Genomic DNA, 18,639 nt, shown 5'->3' on the forward strand with positions numbered 1-18,639 from the left:
TCACCGCCCCGCGTCGAGGTCGAACACGATCCGGGCCTTGACCTGGCCGCGCAGCACCTCGTCGATGGATTCGTTGACGGAGGTCAGCGGGCGGGTCTCGCAGATGACCCGGGTCTGTCCGGCGGCGTGCAGCTGGAACACCTCGGTGAGATCCTGCCGGGTGCCGACGATGGAGCCGATCAGGCTCGTGCCGTTCAGCACGGTGTCGAAGATCGGGACCCGGACGGTACCGTGCGCGGGCAGCGCCACCATCACGAGCTTGCCGCCGCGTCGCAGACCGGAGTTGACGGCCTCGAAGGCCACGTCGTTCACGGCGAGCGCGATCGCGGCATGCGCGCCGCCGTGCTGCCTGAGGATCTCGCCGACGTCGTCCTTGCGGGCGTCGATGACCAGGTCGGCGCCGAGCGTGGTGGCGAGTTCGAGCTTCTCGTCGGTGACGTCGATGGCCGCGACCGTGGCCCCGGCGATCTTCGCGTACTGCACGGCGAGGTGGCCGAGCCCGCCGATCCCGGAGATCGCGACGAGCTGGGTGGGCCGGACGCCCGCGACCTTGAGTGCCTTGTACGTGGTCACGCCGGCGCAGGTCAGCGGGGCGGCGTCCACGGCGGTGACCCCGTCGGGCACCGGCTGGGCGAAGTCGGCCCAGGCCAGCATCTTCTCGGCGTACCCGCCGTCGCAGCCGTAGCCGGTGTTGATCTGCTGCTCGCACAGGGTCTCCCAGCCGGACAGGCAGTGCTCGCACCGCCCGCAGGCCCGGCCCAGCCAGGGCACCGCGACCCGCTGTCCGACCGTCAGATGGGTGACGCCCTCGCCGAGTTCCTCGACGATGCCGACGCCCTCGTGTCCGGGTACGAACGGAGGGTTCGGCTTGACCGGCCAGTCGCCGTGCGCGGCGTGGATGTCGGTGTGGCACAGCCCGGACGCCTCGACGCGGACACGGACCTGGCCGGGGCCGGGCTCGGGGTCGGGGCGTTCCTCGATGACCAGGGGCTCGCCGAACGCTCGTACGACCGCTGCCTTCATGATCTGTTCTCTCCTCAGGATGGGTCAGCCGTGCGGGACGACGGCGACGGGGGCGGCGGAGTGGTGCAGGACGGCGTGGGTGACATGGCCGATGTGCGGGCCGAGGCCCCCCTGGCGGATCCGGCGGCCGACGACGACCAGCGAGGCGTCAAGGGACGCGTGAACCAGGGCCGACGCGGCACTGCTGTACCGGCTCGCCTCGGCCACCTCGACGTCCGGGAACTTCTGCCGCCAGGGCCGCAGAACCTCGGCCAGTTCGGCCGCCATGTGCCGCCCGAACGTGTCCCGGGGGTCGTAGCCGACGGCCATGCCGTACTCGTAGGTCGGGGGCAGGCTCCAGCCGTGGACGACCCGCAGCTTCGCGGCACGGAGGGCGGCGCTGCCGAAGGCGAAGCCGAGCAGCCTCTCATCCGGGTCCTCGGTGTCGAGTCCGAGGACGACGGGCCGGAAAGGTGCTGCCGCGGACGGCACGCCCGCCGGGTCCATCAGATGCTCGTCGGCGGCCTGCTCGCCCGCCCGGACCAGCACCACGGGCCGCTCGGCGTGGGCCACGACGTGCAGCCCGACGGAGCCGACCAGGAAGCCGCCGACACCGCCGAGGCCCCGGGAGCCGAGGACGAGCAGTTCGGAGGCGTCCGCCTCCTGGGCCAGCAGTTCCCCGGGGCGACCGGTGAGCAGTTCGGTGATCACCTCGACGCCTGGGTGGCGGAGGCGGAGGCCCTCGGCGGACTCCCGCGGGAGGTACTCCGTCCAGTTCTGCGCGGTCTCGGCCCCTACCAGCGGCGCCTGGCCGACAGGGGTCGGCGCCGGCTCCCGGACATGGACGACCTTCAGGGTCAGGCCGCGCAGCCCCGCCTCGCGGGCGGCCCATTCGGCGGCGGCCCTGCTCTCGGGCGAGCCGTCGAGACCTGCGATGACCGTGCGGAGCATGATCTCCACCTCCTGCGGAGCGGGGGGCCTCGGGCAAGCGGTCCTTGCGCGAGGGGGCCGATTCCAGCGTGGGGCCGAGGAGCGGTCAGTGACATGGGCCGGTGGTCCCGGGACGGGACCGACCGACCCATGCCGGCCGCGGTCCGGCCCAGCGGCAGCGGGCTCGGCGAGGGCGTGGCGCACGGCCGCCGCCTGGCCCGCCGTCAGCGCAGCCAGCTGTGGTCGCGGACGAAGGGCGACCGTGCCCACAGCCGCCCCAGGCCGAGGGTGTCGCCGACGGCCGCGACGGCCAGGGCGATCAGGACCACGGCGTAGATGAGGTGGTAGTCGGCGAACGGGTTGCTGGACATGCTCAGCGAGCCGTCCGAGAGGTGCCGGGCGGGCGGCCATTCGGCCAGCCACATCAGCGCCATCATCGCGGTGCCCGCGACGGCGGCCAGGCGCAGTGCGACGCCCGTGGTCAGGGCCACGCCGACGCCGAGGAGGCCGAGCATGAACAGCCAGTCGGCCCAGCTGTCCCCGGCCCAGGAGTGGAAGGTGGAGGCCAGCGGGCCGGCGGCGACGGAGCTGAGGAAGCCCTTGGTCGGCGAGCCGCCGTCGATCCAGCCCTTGCCGGACGGGGTGGCGTAACCGAAGCCGAAGGTCTTGTCGAGGAACGCCCACAGGAAGACGAACCCGGTGAGCAGCCGCAGGGAGCCGAAGACATAGGCCCGCGCGGTGTGCGTGTCGGTCACCGCCGCCACCGCGGTGTCGGAGCCTGAGGCGGTCCGAGGCCGGAGGAAGGACGGCAGGTGGAAGCCGGAGCCACGGTGAGAGTGCTCGTGCACGGCCATGGTGGTGATCCCTTCAGGGAGGCGGGGGAGGGGCCGTTCGCTGTCTGACGCCCTTTACTCTCGTGCTGCGCGAACGCCCGTGCCGGATGCCGAAGGTCCGCACCCGTTGGGCTGAACGGCCCTGTCTGCAGGGCCTGTTCGACATGCGTACGGCGTTTGTGCCGTGGCCCGGCGCGGTCCGGTGGATGCTGGGAGCACCAGGCGAAAGGCGGCGTATGACCGACGGCAGGGGCGAACACCCGGGTTGGCACCGGCTCGCGCCCGGACTCGCCTCGCTGCTCGGCTACCGGCGTGCCTGGCTGCGGGGTGACCTGCTGGCCGGAGTGACCGTCGCCGCGTATCTGGTGCCGCAGGTCATGGCGTACGCCGGAGTCGCCGGCCTGCCTCCGGTCGCCGGTCTCTGGGCGATCCTGCCGGCCCTGGCCCTGTACGCATTGTTCGGTTCCTCACGGCTGCTGTCGGTCGGCCCGGAGTCGACGACCGCCCTGATGACGGCCACCGTGGTCGCCCCGCTGGCCAGCGGCGACCCCGGCCGGTACGCCGTACTGGCGGCCGGCCTGGCCGCCACGGTCGGTCTGCTCTGCCTGATCGCGCGGGCGGTACGCCTCGGCTTCCTGGCGGACCTTCTCTCCCGCCCGGTGCTGATCGGCTACCTGGCCGGCGTGGCCCTGATCATGATGGTGGACCAGCTGCCCAAACTCACCGGGGTACGCATCACGGGAGCCGAGTTCTTCCCCCAGCTCTGGTCGTTCTTGGCGCACTTGGGAGAGATCGATCCGGCCACCGTCGTCTTCTCGGCCGTGACGCTGGTCTTCCTCCTCCTCGTGACGCGATACGTCCGAATGCTCCCCGGTCCGCTCCTTGCAGTGGTCCTGGGCACGGCGGCCGTGGTGGCCTTCGACCTCGACGACCGCTACGGCATCAAGGTCATCGGGACAGTCCCGTCAGGACTGCCCGACTTCGCCGTGCCGGACCTCACCGAGATCCCGCACCTGGTCCTGCCCGCGCTCGGCGTCCTCCTGGTGGCGTACACGGACTTCATCCTCACCGCCCGCGCCTTCACCGGCCGGGGCCCGGACGACGGCCCCGGACTGGACGCGAACCAGGAGTTCCTGGCCCTGGGCACCGCCAACCTCGGCGCGAGCGCCCTGCACGGCTTCCCGGTGAGCAGCAGCGCCAGCCGCACCGCCCTGGCCGCCTCGGCGGGCGCCCGCAGCCAGGCCTACTCTCTGTTCGCCGGTGCCCTGGTGCTGGCCGTACTACTGTTCCTCAGCCCGCTCCTCACCCGGACGCCCGCCGCGGTGCTCGGCGCGCTGGTCGTCTACGCGGCGATCCGCATGATCGACCTCGCCGGCTTCCGCCGCCTGGCCTCCTTCCGCCGCCGCGAACTGCTGCTCGCGCTCGGCTGCCTGGCCGGAGTCCTCACCCTGGACATCCTCTACGGCGTGCTGGTCGCTGTCGGCCTGTCGGTGGCCGAACTGCTCACGCGCGTGGCGCGCCCGCACGACGCGATCGAGGGCCTGGTGCCCGGCGTGGCCGGCATGCACGACATCGACGACTACCCCTCCGCCCGCACGATCCCCGGCCTGCTGGTCTACCGCTACGACTCACCGTTGTTCTTCGCCAACGCCGAGGACTTCCACCGCCGCGCCCTGGCCGCCGTCGACGAACAGACCGAACCCGTCCGCTGGTTCGTCCTCAACACCGAGGCCAACGTGGAGGTCGACATCACCGCCCTCGACGCGGTCGACGAACTCCGCCGTGAACTCACCACCCGCGGCGTCGTGTTCGCCCTGGCCCGGGTGAAACAGAACCTCCTGGACAGCCTGAACACCTACGGCCTCACCGACGCCGTGGGCGGCGACCGGATCTTCCCGACCCTGCCGACCACGGTCTCGGCGTACCGGGAGTGGCTGGCAGACCACCCCGAGAAGTCCTGACTGACTTTCCCGACCTCACCGGGAGGGGACGCCCAAGAAGAAGGGATGGCCTTCACCAGGGTGCAGGGTCACTCCGTCCGGCAGATTTCGGCCCTGTCCTCTCCGGCCCGCGTGATGGTCACGGCGTTCGTGGGCCTGATCCATGGCAGGACGTCAGCCCGACGGACCGACAATCCCCCTGCGAACGCTGGTCCAGAGCGCCGCCCCGGACTCGGAAACACAATCCCTCAGTAGGCCTCGACGCCCTGCCGGCGAAACTGCCCACGCACCCGCTCGACCAGTTCCGCCGACGGACCGGGCGTGTCCGCCAACGCGAAGGGGATCCCGAGTGCCGTGTACTTCGCCGCGCCCAGCTTGTGGAAGGGCAGGACGTCGACCCGCAGTACCGCCGGGAGCTCGCCGACGAAGCGGGCCACGCTGTCGATGGGCTCCCGGGTGTCGGTCCAGCCGGGGACCAGGACGTAGCGGATCCGCATCGGGACGCCGAGGCGGTCCAGGCGGGTGGCGAAGCTGAGGGTGGGGGCCAGTTCGCCGCCGGTGAGGGTGACTCCGCCGCCGGCCGTCGTGATGAAGTCCCGGTACTTCTCGATCTCCGCCATCACTTCGTCGGGTACGTTGCGTCCCGGCTCCCGGACCCGGCCGGCGACGACCGAGGCGGCTTCCAGGCCCAGGTAGCTGAACAGGGCGATGGCCCCGGCGGCGGAGATCGCGCCCAGCGCCGACTGGCCGCTGGCGTTGAAGGAGCCGAAGTTGTCCGGGTCGACGAAGAACAGTCCTACGGTGGCCATGAAGACCAGCGGGACGAACTTCAGCACGGTGGTGATGACCTGGAGGGCTCCGATGTTCCGTACGCCGGTGAGGTTGATCGCCGCGGGGATCCAGAGCCCTACCAGCGCGAGGAGCACCGCGAGCCATATCCGGTGGCCGGTGTTGACGAAGACCTCGACATAGCCGACCCAGGCCACCACGATCGCCGCGTTGCCGGCCCAGGCGGTGATCCAGTACGACCATGCGTTCAGGAACCCCGCGAACTCACCGAAGGCCTCGCGGGCGTAGACGTACGGCCCGGCGCTGGCCGTGGTCCGCCCGGCGAGCGAGCCGAAGGTCAGCGCCAGGGCGAGCGCTCCGAGGGTGACGGCTCCGAACGCGACCAGCGCGATCGGTCCGTACGGCGCCAGTGCCGAGGGGGAGGGCGAAGACGCCGGTGCCGATGATGCTGCCGATCACGAGGGCGGAGGCGGCGGGGAGGCCGAGGGCCGCCATGGGGGCGGCTCGTTTCCCGCTCGTCGGGGTCGTGGACATGACTGTGCTCCTTGTGCGTGGCGCTGCGGATGACTAGCCGGTGCGGGACTGATCGTTCTGCGCCACGCGGGGGTGCGGGGAGCGGCCGTACGGGCTCAGGAGACGTACTGAAGGTCCCGGGCAGCCGGGCCCACCCGGCCCATGGCAGGTCCGAGGCCTCCGCCGCACGCTGGAGGCAGTTGTCCGTACGCGGCACCCGGGAGGTACGCCATGAACACCACTCCGACCACCACCATGCTGCGCGGGCTTCCCACCGATCACCGGGAACGGCTGATGCGCTTCGCCCGCGAGGTCTCCTTCCCGCAGGGAACCCGGCTCTTCGAGGAAGGCGGCCGCGCCGACCGGTTCTGGATCATCCGCTCCGGCCGGGTCGAACTCGACATGCATGTGCCCGGCCGCCGGGCGGCCGTCATCGAGAACCTCGGGCCCAACGAACTGATCGGCTGGTCCTGGCTGTTCGCACCCCATGTGTGGCACATGGGCGCCGAGGCCACCACACCGGTACGGGCCTACGAGTTCGACGCCACGGCCGTCCGGTCCACGTGCCAGGACGACCCCGCGCTGGGCAACGCCGTCGGTCAGTGGGTGGGCCAGGTACTCGCCCACCGCCTGCGCGCGGCACGGACGCGGCTGCTGGACCTGTACGCCCCGTACGGCGCCGGCGCGAGCGTCTGACGCGGTCCCGGACCACACGGCTCTCCTGGGAGTGACCATGCACGGCACACCGCACATCGTGAGTGACGTCATGACGCAGACCGTCGTCAGCGTCGGGCGGCAGGCTCCTTTCAAGGAATTGGTGCAGCTGATGCGGGACTGGCAGGTCAGCGCCCTGCCGGTCGTCGAGGGCGAGGGCCGGGTCGTCGGCGTCGTCTCCGAGGCGGACCTCCTGCACAAGGAGGAGTTCCGGGACGGCGACCCCGACCTCCCCCAGTCTCGGCTCCGCTCGACCGGGGGGACCCCCATCACGCAACTGCGCAGGCTCTCCGACGTGACGAAGGCCGGCGCGGTGACGGCGGAACAGCTGATGACCTCACCGGCCCTCACCGTCCACCCGGGCGACACCCTCGCGCAGGCCGCCCGCACCATGGCACGGGCCAAGGTCAAGCGGCTCCCCGTGGTGGACGACCTCGGTGCGCTCCAGGGCGTGGTCAGCCGCGCCGACCTCCTCAAGGTCTTCCTGCGCGATGACGAGGAGATCGCCGAGGAGGTACGGCGCGAGGTCGTCTCCTACCTCTTCCCACCGCCCTCCTCCGCGCTGCGCGTCGACGTCCAGGAGGGAGTGGTGAAGCTCGTCGGCCGGATCCGGGACACGTCCCTCGTCCCCGTGGCGGCGCGTCTGATCCGGGCCGTCGAAGGAGTGGTGGACGTGGAATTCGAGCTGTCGGCCGACCGTCCGGACGAGGCAAGTGGGGCCGGTCGGCCCTAGTACAAGCGGCCCCGGCGGGCGATGATCGTCCTGGGCAGCCCGCAGTCTGCCCTTCATCCGGGGAACGAGGGGACGTCGTATGGCCGAGCCGCGCACCTTCACGGAACAGGACCCGATCCGCGTGTTCCTGCTGGACGACCACGAGGTCGTCCGGCGTGGTCTGACGGACCTGCTCGACGCGGAGCCCGACATCTCGGTCGTCGGCGACGCCGGCACCGTCCAGCACGCCCTCGCCCGCGGCCCCGCCCTGCGCCCGCACGTCGCCGTCCTCGACGTCCGCCTGCCCGACGGCGACGGGATCACGGTCTGCCGGGAGTTGCGCGATCAGATGCCGGAGCTGGCCTGCCTCATGCTGACGTCGTTCGACGACGAGGACGCCCTGCTGGATGCGATCATGGCGGGAGCGTCCGGCTACGTCCTGAAGCAGATCAAGGGCTCGGACCTGGTCTCGGCGGTACGCACGGTCGCCTCCGGTCAGTCGATGCTGGACCCCGCGACCACGGGCCGCCTGATGCGCTCCCTGCGCGCCGACCCCGCGGAGACCCCCTCCATGCCGCCCGAGCTGGCGAGCCTGTCCCCCCGCGAACGGGACATCCTCGCCCTGATCGGCGACGGCCTCACCAACCGCGAGATCGGCAAGAAGCTCTACCTCTCCGAGAAGACCGTCAAGAACCACATCTCCCGCCTGCTCGCCAAGCTGGGCGTCCAGCGCCGGGTCCAGGCCGCGGTACTTGCCTCGCACCTGGAGCAACCGGAGTCGGGGGACCGTCCGGCGAAGTGAGCCGTGCGGGGAGCCGAGCCGGCGGGACTACGCGCCCACCCAGACCCCCGGGCGCTCACGCCCCTCCGGCGAGCCTGCCGGTGCGGCGTCCGACGACCACGGTGCGTCCATGGCCAGACACAGGGGCAACCCGATCGGCCGATGGCCGCCGCAGCAGCCTCCGGAGGACGGCCCCTTCACCAGCCTGTTCGCCAGTGCCGGTTGCGCCGTGCAAAACGGCATCCGCGGTTCGGCACTCGCCGGTCAGCGCTCACGGTCCCTCGGGACGCACGATCACCACCGGACAGCTCGCGTGCTGCGAGACGTGCATGCTGACCGACCCGAGCAGCGCACGCGCGAACCCGCCTCTGCCCCGGCTGCCGACGACCAGGACCTCAGCCCCCTCCGCGGCCCGCAACAACACGTCGGTCGGGTTGCCGTGCACCAGGTGTGTCGTCAAGGCCCCGGCTTCGTCCGCGCCGAGCACGTCGGTCAGCTCCCGCCGCATCCGCTCCCGGGCCTCCTCCTCGTCGATGTCCATGTCCACCGCGGGCCCCGACCAGCCGGACAGACCCGGCAGCTCCCACACGGCGACCGCCTCCACGGTGCCGCCGACGAGACCGGCGTAGCGCACCGCCCACCGCAGGGCCCCGTACGAGGACGAGGATCCGTCGACACCGACCACTACCTTCGGCACGGCGACTTCGCTGCCCATGTGTCCCACCTCTCCTGCGGCACGTACGCCGTCGGCCGGCCGTCCCTCATCACCACGCTGCGCGAGGCCCCGCCGTACCGCCAGAGATGCGCCTCCGACGGCATGACGGGGGCACTCTCCTGGAGCTCCGTCGGTCTGCCGTGCCGGACGGCTGTGCGAGCCGGTTCCGGATCACTGTTCTCCGTACGAGCCCTGGACCTGGCCGCGGACGAGGCGGCCCGGCGCGGAAGCGTGCTGTGTGTGGTGTACGCCGTACCCGACCGCGACGGGGCGGAACCGGTGCCGGCCGCCTCGGCCTCACAGGTCCGCGAGCGGCACCCCGCTCTGACCGTGGTGATCAGTGCCGAAGAAGAAGTCCCCGTGCAAGCGTTGACGCGGGGGAGCAAGGACACCGCTCTCGTCCTCCCCACCGGCTGATCGACGCACAGAGTCAGTCCGCCGCCAGAGCGGCTGGGCGTACGGCATCTGGCCCGAAGCGTCGACGGGCGCGGTCCGCGGCGGCTTCGACCGCACGGGCACGGGTATCACCGGCGTCCAGAGAGAGCTGCCAGTAGGCGCTGTCGGCCGGCAACAGACCGTCGGCACGGATCGCGAAGGCACGGACTCTTGCCCGTTGCAGCCCGAGCGCGGTCAACAGACCCAAGGCGGTCGTGGCCAGGGCGGGCGAGTGGCCGGTGGGTTCCGGCAGCGTGCGCGTGCGCGTGGTGGAAGTACGGTCGGCGTATCGCACCGTGAGGGCGAGCCGACCGGCGATCTGGCTTTCACCGCGCAGGCGTTGGCCGATCTGGTCGGCAAGTCCCAGGACCGCCCGGTGGTGTTGTGCAGGGTCGAGGCAGTCCCGTTCCAGTACGAGGTCGGCGGTCAGATGCTCTGACGGTTCCATCGGGGTGACCGGGCGGGGGTCGCGGCCGCGGACGCGTTCGGCCAGCAGCCGGGCGGGGCCCGCACCGAGGAGCCGCTGCAACGTCCCGGCGGGCAGATCGCTGACCTGGCCGATGGTGTGCAGGCCGTATCTGCTGAGCGTGTCCGCTGTGGCGCGGCCGACCCCCGGGAGTGCGGTGACCGGTCGCGGGTACAGCCAGTCGGCCGCGTCGGCGGTGGGTACCCAGGTGGTCTCTCCTGGCGCGGAGGCGTCGGCCGCCATGGCCGCCAGCATGCGGTTGCCCGCGAGTCCGGCGCTGCTGTCGATGTCGTAGAGGGCCTTCAGTCTGAGCTTCGCCAGCTGGACCACGTCGTAAGGAGACAGGTCGAAGTATCTGAGTGCCGACGTCAGGTCCAGTTGTACGGCGTTGGGCGGGATGACCTGGACGTGAGGCGTAATTCCGGACACCAGTTCGATTATTTGGGCGTACTGATCCTCGGTCAGTGAGGCGTGCAGATGGAGGTGGGCGATGTGCCGCTGGCGTGTGCTCATCCCGCTCATCCCGCGCTCCCTGGGCTTCGGTGGCCGAATTTCTTCAGGTCGGCGGAGCGGGTGCCGGCAGGCTGGAGGTCGGCGTAGGGGTGCAGGCGGGCACCCGCGGTGCCGTCGGTCAGGGTGCGGTGCGGCTGGGCGGGGGTCGGGTGCGGGCGGCCGGCGCCGAGGAGGGCGAGGGCGGCCTCGGGGCCGTTGTCGCGGCGGGCGGCGGCGATCTCGTCCAGGTCCCAGGCCATGGTGCCGACGACGGTACGGCGGGTGCCGCGCACCTGGACCGTGCCGCGGACGAGGAGCAGTCCGCTGTGGAAGACGGTGTGTGCGCAGGCCGGGTGGGAGTCCTCGAAGAACGCCAGGTCGACCAGGCCGGAACCGTCCTCCAGGGTGACGAAGATGATCCGCTTGCCACTCGCGATCGGCGGGGTCTGGGTGGAGGCTCGCACCCCGGCCACGAGGACCTGCTGACCGGCGCGCATGCCGGCCAGATGGGCCGCGTCGGTCGCGCCGATCTCGCGCAGCAGCCGGTGGTGGTGCTCCATCAGGTGCCGGGAGATGTCGATGCCGAGAGTGCTCAGCTCGGCGCTCAGGGCCTCGCGGCCGGTCATCTCCGGCAGGCCGCTCGGCTCCGCCCCGCCGACGGCGTCCGTGTCGATGGGCAGTTGGCCCGAGGTCGCGGTCCGGTTGCGGGACTGGCGGTGGAGCTCGGCGATCTGGAGCAGCAGGTCGCGCCGGGTGAGCCGGCCGTCGTGCAGGCAGGTGAGCGCGCCGATCTCGGCGAGGCGTTCGGCGACGGGTCTGCTGGGGTGTGCCCGCTGCCAGAAGTCCGACAGCGATCCGTACGGCTGCCCCGCCTCGATCCGTGCGCACTCGTCCTCGCTGATGCCGTGCACCGCGGAGAGGGCAAGCCGCACACCCCACCGGTCTCCGTCGGCCTTCTCCACCGTGTGTTTCACCTGGGAGTGGTTGACGTCGACGGGCAGGACGGGGACCCCACGGCGACGGGCGTCGGAGACGAGGACCCGCTTGGGCCACATCCCGGGGTCGTGTTCGAGAAGGCCCGCCAGCAGGAACGCCGGATAGTGCGCCTTGAGCCAGGCGCTCTGCAGAGCGGGTACGGCGAAGGCGACCGCATGGGCGCGGCAGAAGCCGTACGCACCGAAGGCCTCGACGGTCTTCCACACCTCGTCCCGGACGGCCGCGCTGTAGCCACGCGCGCGGGCCCGCTCGTGGAACCAGTCCCTGATCCTGGGCAGTTGCTCCTTGTCGCCGAGCGCCCGCCGGGTGATCTCCGCGAAGGCCCGGTCGCAGCCGGTCAGCACCGAGAGCGTCTCGATGATCTGCTCGTGCCAGATGGTCACGCCGTAGGTGTCGGAGAGGACCGGTTCGAGGTCGGGGTGGGCGTAGTCGGGTGTGCCGCCGTGGCGGGCGGCGATGTAGCGCTCGGGCATGCCGCCGGCGACCGGGCCGGGGCGGAAGAGGCTGATGTCGGCGATGACGTCCTGGACGTCGCGGGGCTGGAGCCGGGAGAGCAGGTCCTGCTGGCCGGGCGACTCCAGCTGGAACAGACCCAGGGTCTGGCTGGCCTGGATGAGCTTGAACGCGAAGACGTCGTCGAGCGGCACCTGCCGGGGGTTGTCGAGGTCGATGTGGTTGCCGGTGGTCCGTTCGATCTCGGTGACGGCGTGGGCCATCGCGGACTGCATCCGCACGCCCAGGACGTCGAGTTTGATGTTGCCGAGCGCCTCGATCTCCTCCTTCGCGGCCATGGCCATGGGGTAGTCGCCCTGCGGGGTGGGCTGCACCGGCAGCCGGTCCAGGAGGGTCGCGTCGCTGATGACCACGCCGCAGGGATGCATGGCCATGCCGTGGACCAGGGAGTCGAGGCCTTCGGCCAGCTCCCACAGGGGGCCGTACCGGTGTGCCTCGCCCGCCAGCTGTCGTAGCTCGGGCAGTTCGGCGAGGGCGCCGGTGATGTCGGAGGCGCGCAGGTGCGGGAAGCTCTTGGCGATCCGGTCGATCTCGGCCGGCGCGATGCCGAGAGCGAGGCCGGTGTCCCTGAGCGCCCTGCGCGCCCGGTAGGTCTCGGGCATGGCGGTGACCGCGACCCGCTCCTTGCCGAACCGTTCGAAGATCGTGTCGTAGCACTCCAGCCGGCGGGCGGATTCCACGTCGATGTCGATGTCGGGCAGGGACGCCCGGCGCGTGCTCAGGAAGCGTTCGAACAGGAGGCGGTGGTCGAGCGGGTTGGCGGTGGCGATGTCCAGCGCGTGGCAGACCAGCGAGCCGGCACCGGAGCCGCGGGCGGCGACGCGGATGCCCTTGGCCCGGATGTCGGCGACGACCTGGGCCACGGCGAGGAAGTACGAGTCGTAGCCCAGCTCGGAAATCACCTCGAGCTCTTCGTCCAGCCGGTCGAGCGCCGTACGGTCGCGGTCGAGACCGCGCCTGGCCAGGCCGGCCTCGCACTGCCCGCGCAGCAGCTGTGCGGCTCCGCCCGCTCGGGGCTCGGCGCCGAAGAGCGACGGTTCCGGGAAGTGCCGAGCGCCGAGCCCGAGGTCGGACACCGGATCCACGGTGCACGCGGTCGCGGTGTCCGCGGTGTCCGCCAGGAGCCGGCGGGCCCGGCGGATGTCTCCTCCGGCGCATTCGACGATCATTCGCGCGACGGTCTCCATTCCTCGCTCGTCCTTGAGCCAGCGCTGTCCGCTGTCCAGCCGGCGCCGGTCGATCGGTCTCAGCAGCCGGGCGGCGTCCAGGACGTCGGCGAGGCGGTGCTGGTCGGGGTCGGCGTAGCGGACGGCGTTGGAGAGCACGGCGGTGGCACGGGTGCGGTCGGCCAGCGCGAGGGTGCGGGCGGCCAGGCGCAGGGATCCCGGACCGGTGCCGGAACGTTTCTGCGCGACGACTTCCAATCGAACATCCCTCCCGAAGATCTCCGTCCAGGGCGCCAGCAGCCTCATCGCCACGTCCTCCCGGCCCACCGACAGCGCCCGCACCGGCTCCGAGAGCGGACCGAGCAACACGGTCAGGCCCGGGCCGCCGTACTCGCGCAGCGCCTGCCACGGCACCACCGGCGGTGTGCCGGACACGGCACCGGCATGGGCTGCGGACGTGATGCGGCACAGCCGTGCCCATCCCTCCCGGTTCTGCGCGAGCAGTGCGAACCGCAGTGGCGGCTCGACGACGTGCGCGCCACCGCGCGCCGGGGTGCGGCGGCGCCGGTCGGGCGGCGGAGGTGCCAGGGCCTCCACCGCCAGGTCGATGCCGAAGACCGGCCGGACCCCGTCCTTCGCGCAGGCCTGCGCGAACCGCACGGCCCCGGTGACCGTGTCCCGGTCGGTGAGCGCGAGCGCCGGCATGCCCTGCTCGGCCGCCCGTCGGACGAGCTGCTCGGGGTGGGAGGCGCCGTAGCGGGCGGAGTAACCGGACGCGACGTGCAGATGGGCGAAGCCCGTCATGCCGCACCTCCATCCCTCCACCCCTTTTCAGTGGTACGCCCGATATGTTCATCGTACGCTCGTTCGATTACTCTAGCCTCATCAGCCCAGGTAGGCGACTGGAATCGAACGCGTAAACGATTCTTTGGTGGAGTGGGCGGCGAGAGGGGGGGTGCCGCTCCGTCACCTCTTCGGTCGGGTGGGGCAGTTGGAGGCTCCAGGTGGGCGGATGGTGTCGACTTGTAGTGATGGAGACACTTTCCGTTACGTCGATGGCGTCAGTCGGCCCACGGTGGAGTGTTTCGTGTGCCGTCGGACGGCTCGGCCTCCAGGCCGGTGGACGTGATGGCCCAGGGGGCGTGGCCGGTCGGGTTCTCGACGGCGAAGGTGGCGCCGGCGCATTCGCGAGAGGGTCGTCGCCCGCGGTTTCGAGGGGATCGGGGCCGTCCATGGCTTCGCCTCGGCGGGGCTCGCCCCGGACGGGGCGGCCGTCACCGAGCGCGCTGTGCATCTCGGGGTGACCGAGCGGGCGGCCGCCGAGGTCGTGCGGGGCTGAAGTGGCGCGGGGGGAGGGTGAAGTGCGCGTGTTGCGGGCCGGTTTGGCGCGTATTGCACCCCGTGGTCCCCTATGGTCCCCTCGGGCCCGGCTGGTGACATCCCATCAGGTAGGTGGCGCGCGACCGGTTACTCGGAAGTTTTACCGACGCGTAACTTCACGCTTGCACTACTCGTCCGTAACTTGATGGGTGAACAGCATCCTCGTGATCCGGATCACAGGGCGTAAGGCCGTCGCAACTCCCTTGAGCCGCAAGGAGATCACACGATGCTGCCCTGGAAACGAGTGCTCAGACCCCTGACCGCACTGCTCTTCGCCGCCGCCGTCGCCACCGTCCCCGCCGCCACCGCCCACGCGTCGAGCGCCCCCAGCAGCGGCTGGAACGACTACTCCTGCCGCCCTTCCGCCGCCCACCCCCGCCCCGTGATCCTGGTCCACGGCACGCTGGGCAACTCCGTCGACAACTGGCTCTCCCTCGCCCCGTACCTGGAGGACCGCGGCTACTGCGTCTTCTCCCTCGACTACGGCCAGCTGTCCGGCGTCCCGCTCTTCTACGGCCTCGGTCCCATCGACAAGTCGGCAGAGCAACTCTCCGCCTACGTCGACAAGGTGCTGAGCGCGACCGGTGCCGCCAAGGCCGACCTCGTCGGCCACTCCCAGGGCGGCATGATGCCCCGCTACTACCTCAGGTTCCTCGGCGGAGCCGCCAAGGTGAACGCCCTCGTCGGCCTCGCCCCCGACAACCACGGCGCCACCATCAGCGGCCTCACCAACCTGCTGCCGTACTTCCCCGGCGCCGCGGACCTGATCAAGGCCACCACCCCCGGACTCGCCGACCAGATCCCCGACTCCGCCTTCCTCGCCAAGCTCAACGCGGGCGGCGACACCGTCCCCGGCGTGCACTACACGGTCATCGCCACCAAGTACGACGAAGTGGCCACCCCCTGGCAGAGCCAGTACCTGAGCGGCTCCGACGTCCACAACGTGCTGCTCCAGAACCTGTGCTCGCTCGACCTCTCCGAGCACGTGGCGATCGGGCTCTTCGACCGGATCGCCTTCCACGAGGTGGCCAACGCGCTCGACCCGGCACACGCCACCGCCACCAGCTGCGCGTCGGCGTTCAGCTGAGCGGCCCGCCCAACCGAACGCCGCCGGGGCCTGTCCGGCCTGAGCCGCCGGTCAGGCCCCGGAGTCATGAGGGATCAGCGCCGGTGCGCCCGCCGCCGTACGGACAGGGAGAGCGCGCCGGCGACGGCGGCCCTACGGCGTGCTGCGAACATGCGGGAACTCCTCGGAACGGTCCTCGAGGCGGGCTCGGTCCCGCCGGGCTGGATCCCGCGGGCCGGATCCGGCCGGGCTGGATCCCGTGGGGGGCGATCAGGAAGCTAGCCCCAGGAAACCGTGAAATCGCCTGCTGGGAGGGGGCGAAGGAGATCCTTATGGTCGTCTTAAGGGAGTGCTCAGGCTGCGCTGAGGAAGCTAGCGTTCCCGCCATGACGAACGACGAGATCCGGCCCGCCCGGGCCGCCGACGTACCGGCCGTGAAGGCCGTGACAGACATGGCGTACCACCACTACATCGCACGCATAGGGGTGGTGCCGCAGCCCATGGAGGCGGACCACACGGCGAATGTGGCCGCGGGCAGGGTGTTCGTCGTCGGGGAGCCGGTGATCGGGCTCGTCGTCATCGAGGTCCACGAGGACCATCTGTTCCTCGACAGCATCGCCGTCCACCCCGACGCGCGTGGCCAGGGGGTGGGACGGCGACTGCTGGAGTTCGTGGACGCACGCGCGCGTGCACTCGGCCTGTCCGAGGTCAGGCTCTACACCAACGCGCTGATGTGGGAGAACCAGGAGCTCTACCCGAGATACGGCTACGAAGTCGTGGGACGGCGCGTGGACGGGCCGTACGACCGCGTCCACTACCGCAAGCGGCTGGGCTGAAGGGGGCGGGGACGGGCGCGGTCAGCCGTCCGGCCACCAGGTGCGTGCGATGTCCTTCCGCACCTCCGGGCGTCCGGCGGGGCGCTCGTCGGCCTCCTCGCGGATCCGGCGGCGGTCCGTCTTCTTCAGGGGCTTCTGCACGGTTGCGCGGCGCATGGCTGCCTCCTTCAGTGCCTACCGAGTTCCGTGGTGTCACGGAGGTAGACCCTTTCGGTGAGAGTTCCTCATCGGTGCCGGTCTGTCAGTGGTCGCTGTCACACGGACCGAGTGTCAGTGGTGGGTGTCACGCTGGGGGCATGACGAACGAGAGTGATCGGACAGTTGCGGTGAGTGTCGACTGGGATGCACAGGCCGCCACCTTCGACGCCGAGCCGGATCATGGGCTGGGGCCGCCCGAGGTGCGCGCGGCCTGGGCGGAGCGGCTTTGGACCTGGCTGCCCGGACGCCCCGCCGACCTCCTGGACCTCGGCTGCGGCACCGGCAGCCTGGCCCTCCTCGCCGCCGAGCAGGGCCATCACGTCACCGGGGTCGACAGCTCGGCGGCGATGGTGGAGCGGGCCCGCGCCAAGCTCGCCGGCCGTGACGCGGTGTTCCTGCTCGGCGACGCGACGGCACCACCGGTGGGCGAGCGGCTCTTCGACACCGTGCTCGTACGGCATGTGCTGTGGGCGCTGCCCGACCCCGCGCGGGTGCTGCGGCACTGGCGCGGCCTGCTGCGTCCCGGAGGGCGGTTCGTGCTGGTGGAGGGGGTGGGGGGGACCGTGGCCCCGGTCGGCATACCCGCCGAGCGGCTCACCGCCCTCCTGGCGCCGCTCGCCGCGGACATGCGCGTGGAGCGGCTGTCGGCGCAGGCGGTGCTGTGGGGCAAGGCGGTGAGCGACGAGCGGTACGCGGTGGTGGCGACGGTGTGACGGCCACAAGGGAGCGTCAGCCTGAAGGGTGCGTCAGGACAGCAGGGCGTCGAAACCGCCCTCGCGGGCCAGGGCCTCCAGCGTGTCGAGTGCCGTCACGGCGGCCGTGGCGGCGGCCGGGTCCCGGTCCGCCAGCCCGCTCTCGGCGAACTCGTCCTCGTCCAGCCGGCGTACGTCCGTGCCGTCGGCGGACCGCCACAGGTCCAGGTCGAGGTCCTCGACGACCAGTTCACCGCCGGTGAGCGTCGCCGGGCGGGTGATGTCGCAGTACCAGCCCTTCAGCGTGCCGTCGGCAGCGCGGACCTCCTTGACCGCGTACCAGCGGTCGCGCCAGTAGAACTCGGTGAAGACATCGCCCTGTTCGAAACGGACGAAGCCGAAGTCGCGGGACGTGTCACCGGCCCACGGCGCACGTACGGCGATCCGGGTGCCGTCGTCGTGCAGCAGCTCGGCGGGGTAACGGATCTTTGTCCGGCCCGCCTTGACCAGGACGACGTCCACCGTGGCCGGCGGCTCAGCCGAGTTCGCGGACATACCTGACCTCCGTCGCGCAGATGTCGTACCCGAACCACTTGTTGATCGCCAGCATCGGGCCGTTGCCGCTGTCGTTGCCCGTGAACGCCTCCGTGCAGCCGGCGGCGCGGGCGCGGTGCAAGGAGTCGTTCTTGGCGAGCTTGGCCAGGCCCCGGCCGCGGAAGGCTCGGGCCGTGCCGGTCATGACGGTGCCGTACCGGGTGCCGCCGTCGGTGCGCGCCGCGCTGAACGCCGCGGGGCGGCCGTCGACCAGGACGACCGAGGTCAGCTCCCGGCTGAACAGGGGATGCCGCCAGGTCCCGTCCAGCCAGGCTTCGTAGTCGGCGAACTCGGTGTCGATGTCGCTCGGTTCGTCCAGCGTCGTCTCCGCGTCCAGGGCGAAGAGCGGACGCGGGTCGTCGGCGAAGTCGGCGGCGGAGCGGAGTTCGACGCCGGGCGGGGGAGTCCGGAGCGGGGGGAGCGTGCCGTGCGCGAGGTCGAGTCGGAGGAAATGGGCGGAGCGGCTGGCCGTGTAACCGCGGCGCTCGGCGAAGGCGCGGTGGGCCGGGGCATCCAGGACCCAGGCGTACGAGGTGGTCGCACCGGCGTCCGACAGGTGTGCCTCCGCCGTACGGACGAGGAGGGCGCCGGCGCCTCGGCCGGTGCGCTCCGGGTGTACGTACACGTTGGCGAAGCCCTGGCCCGGCTCGGTGCTCTCGTGGGCGAGGCCGACCTGTGCCGTGCCGATGATCTCGCCGTCCTCCTCCGCGACCAGCTGGCGGAAGCGGGCGTCGGGATGGGTGTGCGTCAGGTCGTGGACCAGGGACTCCGGGGTGGACAGCAGGTAGGGGAGGGTGAGCTGCCGGACCCGGGCGAAGCCTACGGCGTCCGACCGGACATCGGGGCGCAGATCGCGCACGATCACTGTCATGGGGC

The 18,639-nt window shown here is 71.4% G+C and carries 17 protein-coding genes and 1 pseudogene; 8 read left to right on the forward strand and 10 right to left on the reverse strand.

The genetic code is table 11. The annotated features are described in order from the left end of the window. From adhP to ACWGJB_RS03725, 3 genes are all read right to left on the reverse strand, one after another. The gene (adhP, locus tag ACWGJB_RS03715) at positions 1–1,023 is read right to left on the reverse strand and encodes an alcohol dehydrogenase AdhP (protein WP_453378652.1); all 1,023 of its coding nucleotides are present in this window, start codon (positions 1,021–1,023) and stop codon (positions 1–3) included. A gap of 24 nt (positions 1,024–1,047) precedes the next feature. Then, positions 1,048–1,953, reverse strand: a complete 906-nt coding sequence (locus ACWGJB_RS03720; RefSeq protein WP_453378653.1) for a universal stress protein — start codon at positions 1,951–1,953, stop codon at positions 1,048–1,050. 203 nt (positions 1,954–2,156) lie between these two features. Beyond that, entirely contained in the window at positions 2,157–2,786 is a 630-nt protein-coding gene (locus ACWGJB_RS03725; RefSeq protein ID WP_453378654.1) for a hypothetical protein, read from the reverse strand. A gap of 215 nt (positions 2,787–3,001) precedes the next feature. On the opposite strand from ACWGJB_RS03725, the gene ACWGJB_RS03730 reads away from it, so the two are divergent. Continuing rightward, positions 3,002–4,726 (forward strand): SulP family inorganic anion transporter, encoded by a 1,725-nt coding sequence (locus tag ACWGJB_RS03730; RefSeq protein WP_453378655.1) that lies wholly within the window; start codon positions 3,002–3,004, stop codon positions 4,724–4,726. A 608-nt stretch (positions 4,727–5,334) separates the two neighbouring features. Here the strand turns inward: ACWGJB_RS03730 and ACWGJB_RS03735 are convergent. Then, positions 5,335–5,989: pseudogene (locus tag ACWGJB_RS03735) on the reverse strand (amino acid permease); the annotation flags it as partial. Positions 5,990–6,238: 249 nt separating this feature from the next. On the opposite strand from ACWGJB_RS03735, the gene ACWGJB_RS03740 reads away from it, so the two are divergent. The 3 genes from ACWGJB_RS03740 (at position 6,239) to ACWGJB_RS03750 (ending at position 8,235) form a co-directional block, all read left to right on the forward strand. Continuing rightward, positions 6,239–6,703 (forward strand): Crp/Fnr family transcriptional regulator, encoded by a 465-nt coding sequence (locus tag ACWGJB_RS03740; RefSeq protein ID WP_453378656.1) that lies wholly within the window; start codon positions 6,239–6,241, stop codon positions 6,701–6,703. Positions 6,704–6,740: 37 nt separating this feature from the next. After that, positions 6,741–7,454: a CBS domain-containing protein gene (locus ACWGJB_RS03745; RefSeq protein ID WP_453378657.1), complete on the forward strand. Its 714-nt coding sequence runs from the start codon at positions 6,741–6,743 to the stop codon at positions 7,452–7,454. Positions 7,455–7,533: 79 nt separating this feature from the next. Then, positions 7,534–8,235, forward strand: coding sequence for a response regulator (locus ACWGJB_RS03750; protein WP_453378658.1), 702 nt, complete (start codon positions 7,534–7,536; stop codon positions 8,233–8,235). A gap of 250 nt (positions 8,236–8,485) precedes the next feature. On the opposite strand, the gene ACWGJB_RS03755 is transcribed toward ACWGJB_RS03750, so the two are convergent. Further along, positions 8,486–8,929: a universal stress protein gene (locus ACWGJB_RS03755; RefSeq protein WP_453378659.1), complete on the reverse strand. Its 444-nt coding sequence runs from the start codon at positions 8,927–8,929 to the stop codon at positions 8,486–8,488. Between ACWGJB_RS03755 and ACWGJB_RS03760 the strand changes: the two genes are divergently transcribed. Then, positions 8,930–9,346 (forward strand): hypothetical protein, encoded by a 417-nt coding sequence (locus ACWGJB_RS03760; RefSeq protein WP_453378660.1) that lies wholly within the window; start codon positions 8,930–8,932, stop codon positions 9,344–9,346. It abuts the gene before it with no gap. A 13-nt stretch (positions 9,347–9,359) separates the two neighbouring features. Here the strand turns inward: ACWGJB_RS03760 and ACWGJB_RS03765 are convergent, their stop codons facing one another. Together ACWGJB_RS03765 and ACWGJB_RS03770 are read right to left on the reverse strand one after the other, a co-directional pair. Then, complete coding sequence (locus tag ACWGJB_RS03765; protein ID WP_453378661.1) at positions 9,360–10,343, reverse strand: DNA polymerase Y family protein; 984 nt, start codon at positions 10,341–10,343, stop codon at positions 9,360–9,362. Positions 10,344–10,348: 5 nt separating this feature from the next. Beyond that, on the reverse strand, positions 10,349–13,801 hold the full coding sequence (locus ACWGJB_RS03770; RefSeq protein ID WP_453378662.1) for a DNA polymerase III subunit alpha: 3,453 nt from the start codon (positions 13,799–13,801) through the stop codon (positions 10,349–10,351). Between the two features lie 802 nt (positions 13,802–14,603). Here ACWGJB_RS03770 and ACWGJB_RS03775 point away from each other — a divergent pair. Continuing rightward, a complete protein-coding gene (locus tag ACWGJB_RS03775) occupies positions 14,604–15,464 on the forward strand; it encodes an esterase/lipase family protein (protein ID WP_453378663.1) in 861 nt (286 codons plus the stop codon). 365 nt (positions 15,465–15,829) lie between these two features. Beyond that, positions 15,830–16,279 (forward strand): GNAT family N-acetyltransferase, encoded by a 450-nt coding sequence (locus ACWGJB_RS03780; RefSeq protein ID WP_453378664.1) that lies wholly within the window; start codon positions 15,830–15,832, stop codon positions 16,277–16,279. Positions 16,280–16,300: 21 nt separating this feature from the next. On the opposite strand, the gene ACWGJB_RS03785 is transcribed toward ACWGJB_RS03780, so the two are convergent. Beyond that, on the reverse strand, positions 16,301–16,435 hold the full coding sequence (locus ACWGJB_RS03785) for a hypothetical protein (RefSeq protein WP_360489678.1): 135 nt from the start codon (positions 16,433–16,435) through the stop codon (positions 16,301–16,303). A 140-nt stretch (positions 16,436–16,575) separates the two neighbouring features. Between ACWGJB_RS03785 and ACWGJB_RS03790 the strand changes: the two genes are divergently transcribed. After that, positions 16,576–17,190 carry a class I SAM-dependent methyltransferase gene (locus tag ACWGJB_RS03790; RefSeq protein ID WP_453378665.1) on the forward strand — a complete coding sequence of 205 codons (615 nt, stop codon included), beginning with the start codon at positions 16,576–16,578 and terminating at the stop codon, positions 17,188–17,190. A 33-nt stretch (positions 17,191–17,223) separates the two neighbouring features. Here ACWGJB_RS03790 and ACWGJB_RS03795 read toward each other — a convergent pair whose 3' ends face one another. Together ACWGJB_RS03795 and ACWGJB_RS03800 are read right to left on the reverse strand one after the other, a co-directional pair. Beyond that, positions 17,224–17,724: a DUF402 domain-containing protein gene (locus ACWGJB_RS03795; protein ID WP_453378666.1), complete on the reverse strand. Its 501-nt coding sequence runs from the start codon at positions 17,722–17,724 to the stop codon at positions 17,224–17,226. Beyond that, positions 17,705–18,634, reverse strand: a complete 930-nt coding sequence (locus tag ACWGJB_RS03800; protein ID WP_453378667.1) for a GNAT family N-acetyltransferase — start codon at positions 18,632–18,634, stop codon at positions 17,705–17,707. Before ACWGJB_RS03800 ends, ACWGJB_RS03795 begins: the two co-directional genes overlap by 20 nt. Between the last annotated feature and the right edge of the window lie 5 nt (positions 18,635–18,639).

The organism is Streptomyces sp. NPDC054813 (genome assembly GCF_053611365.1).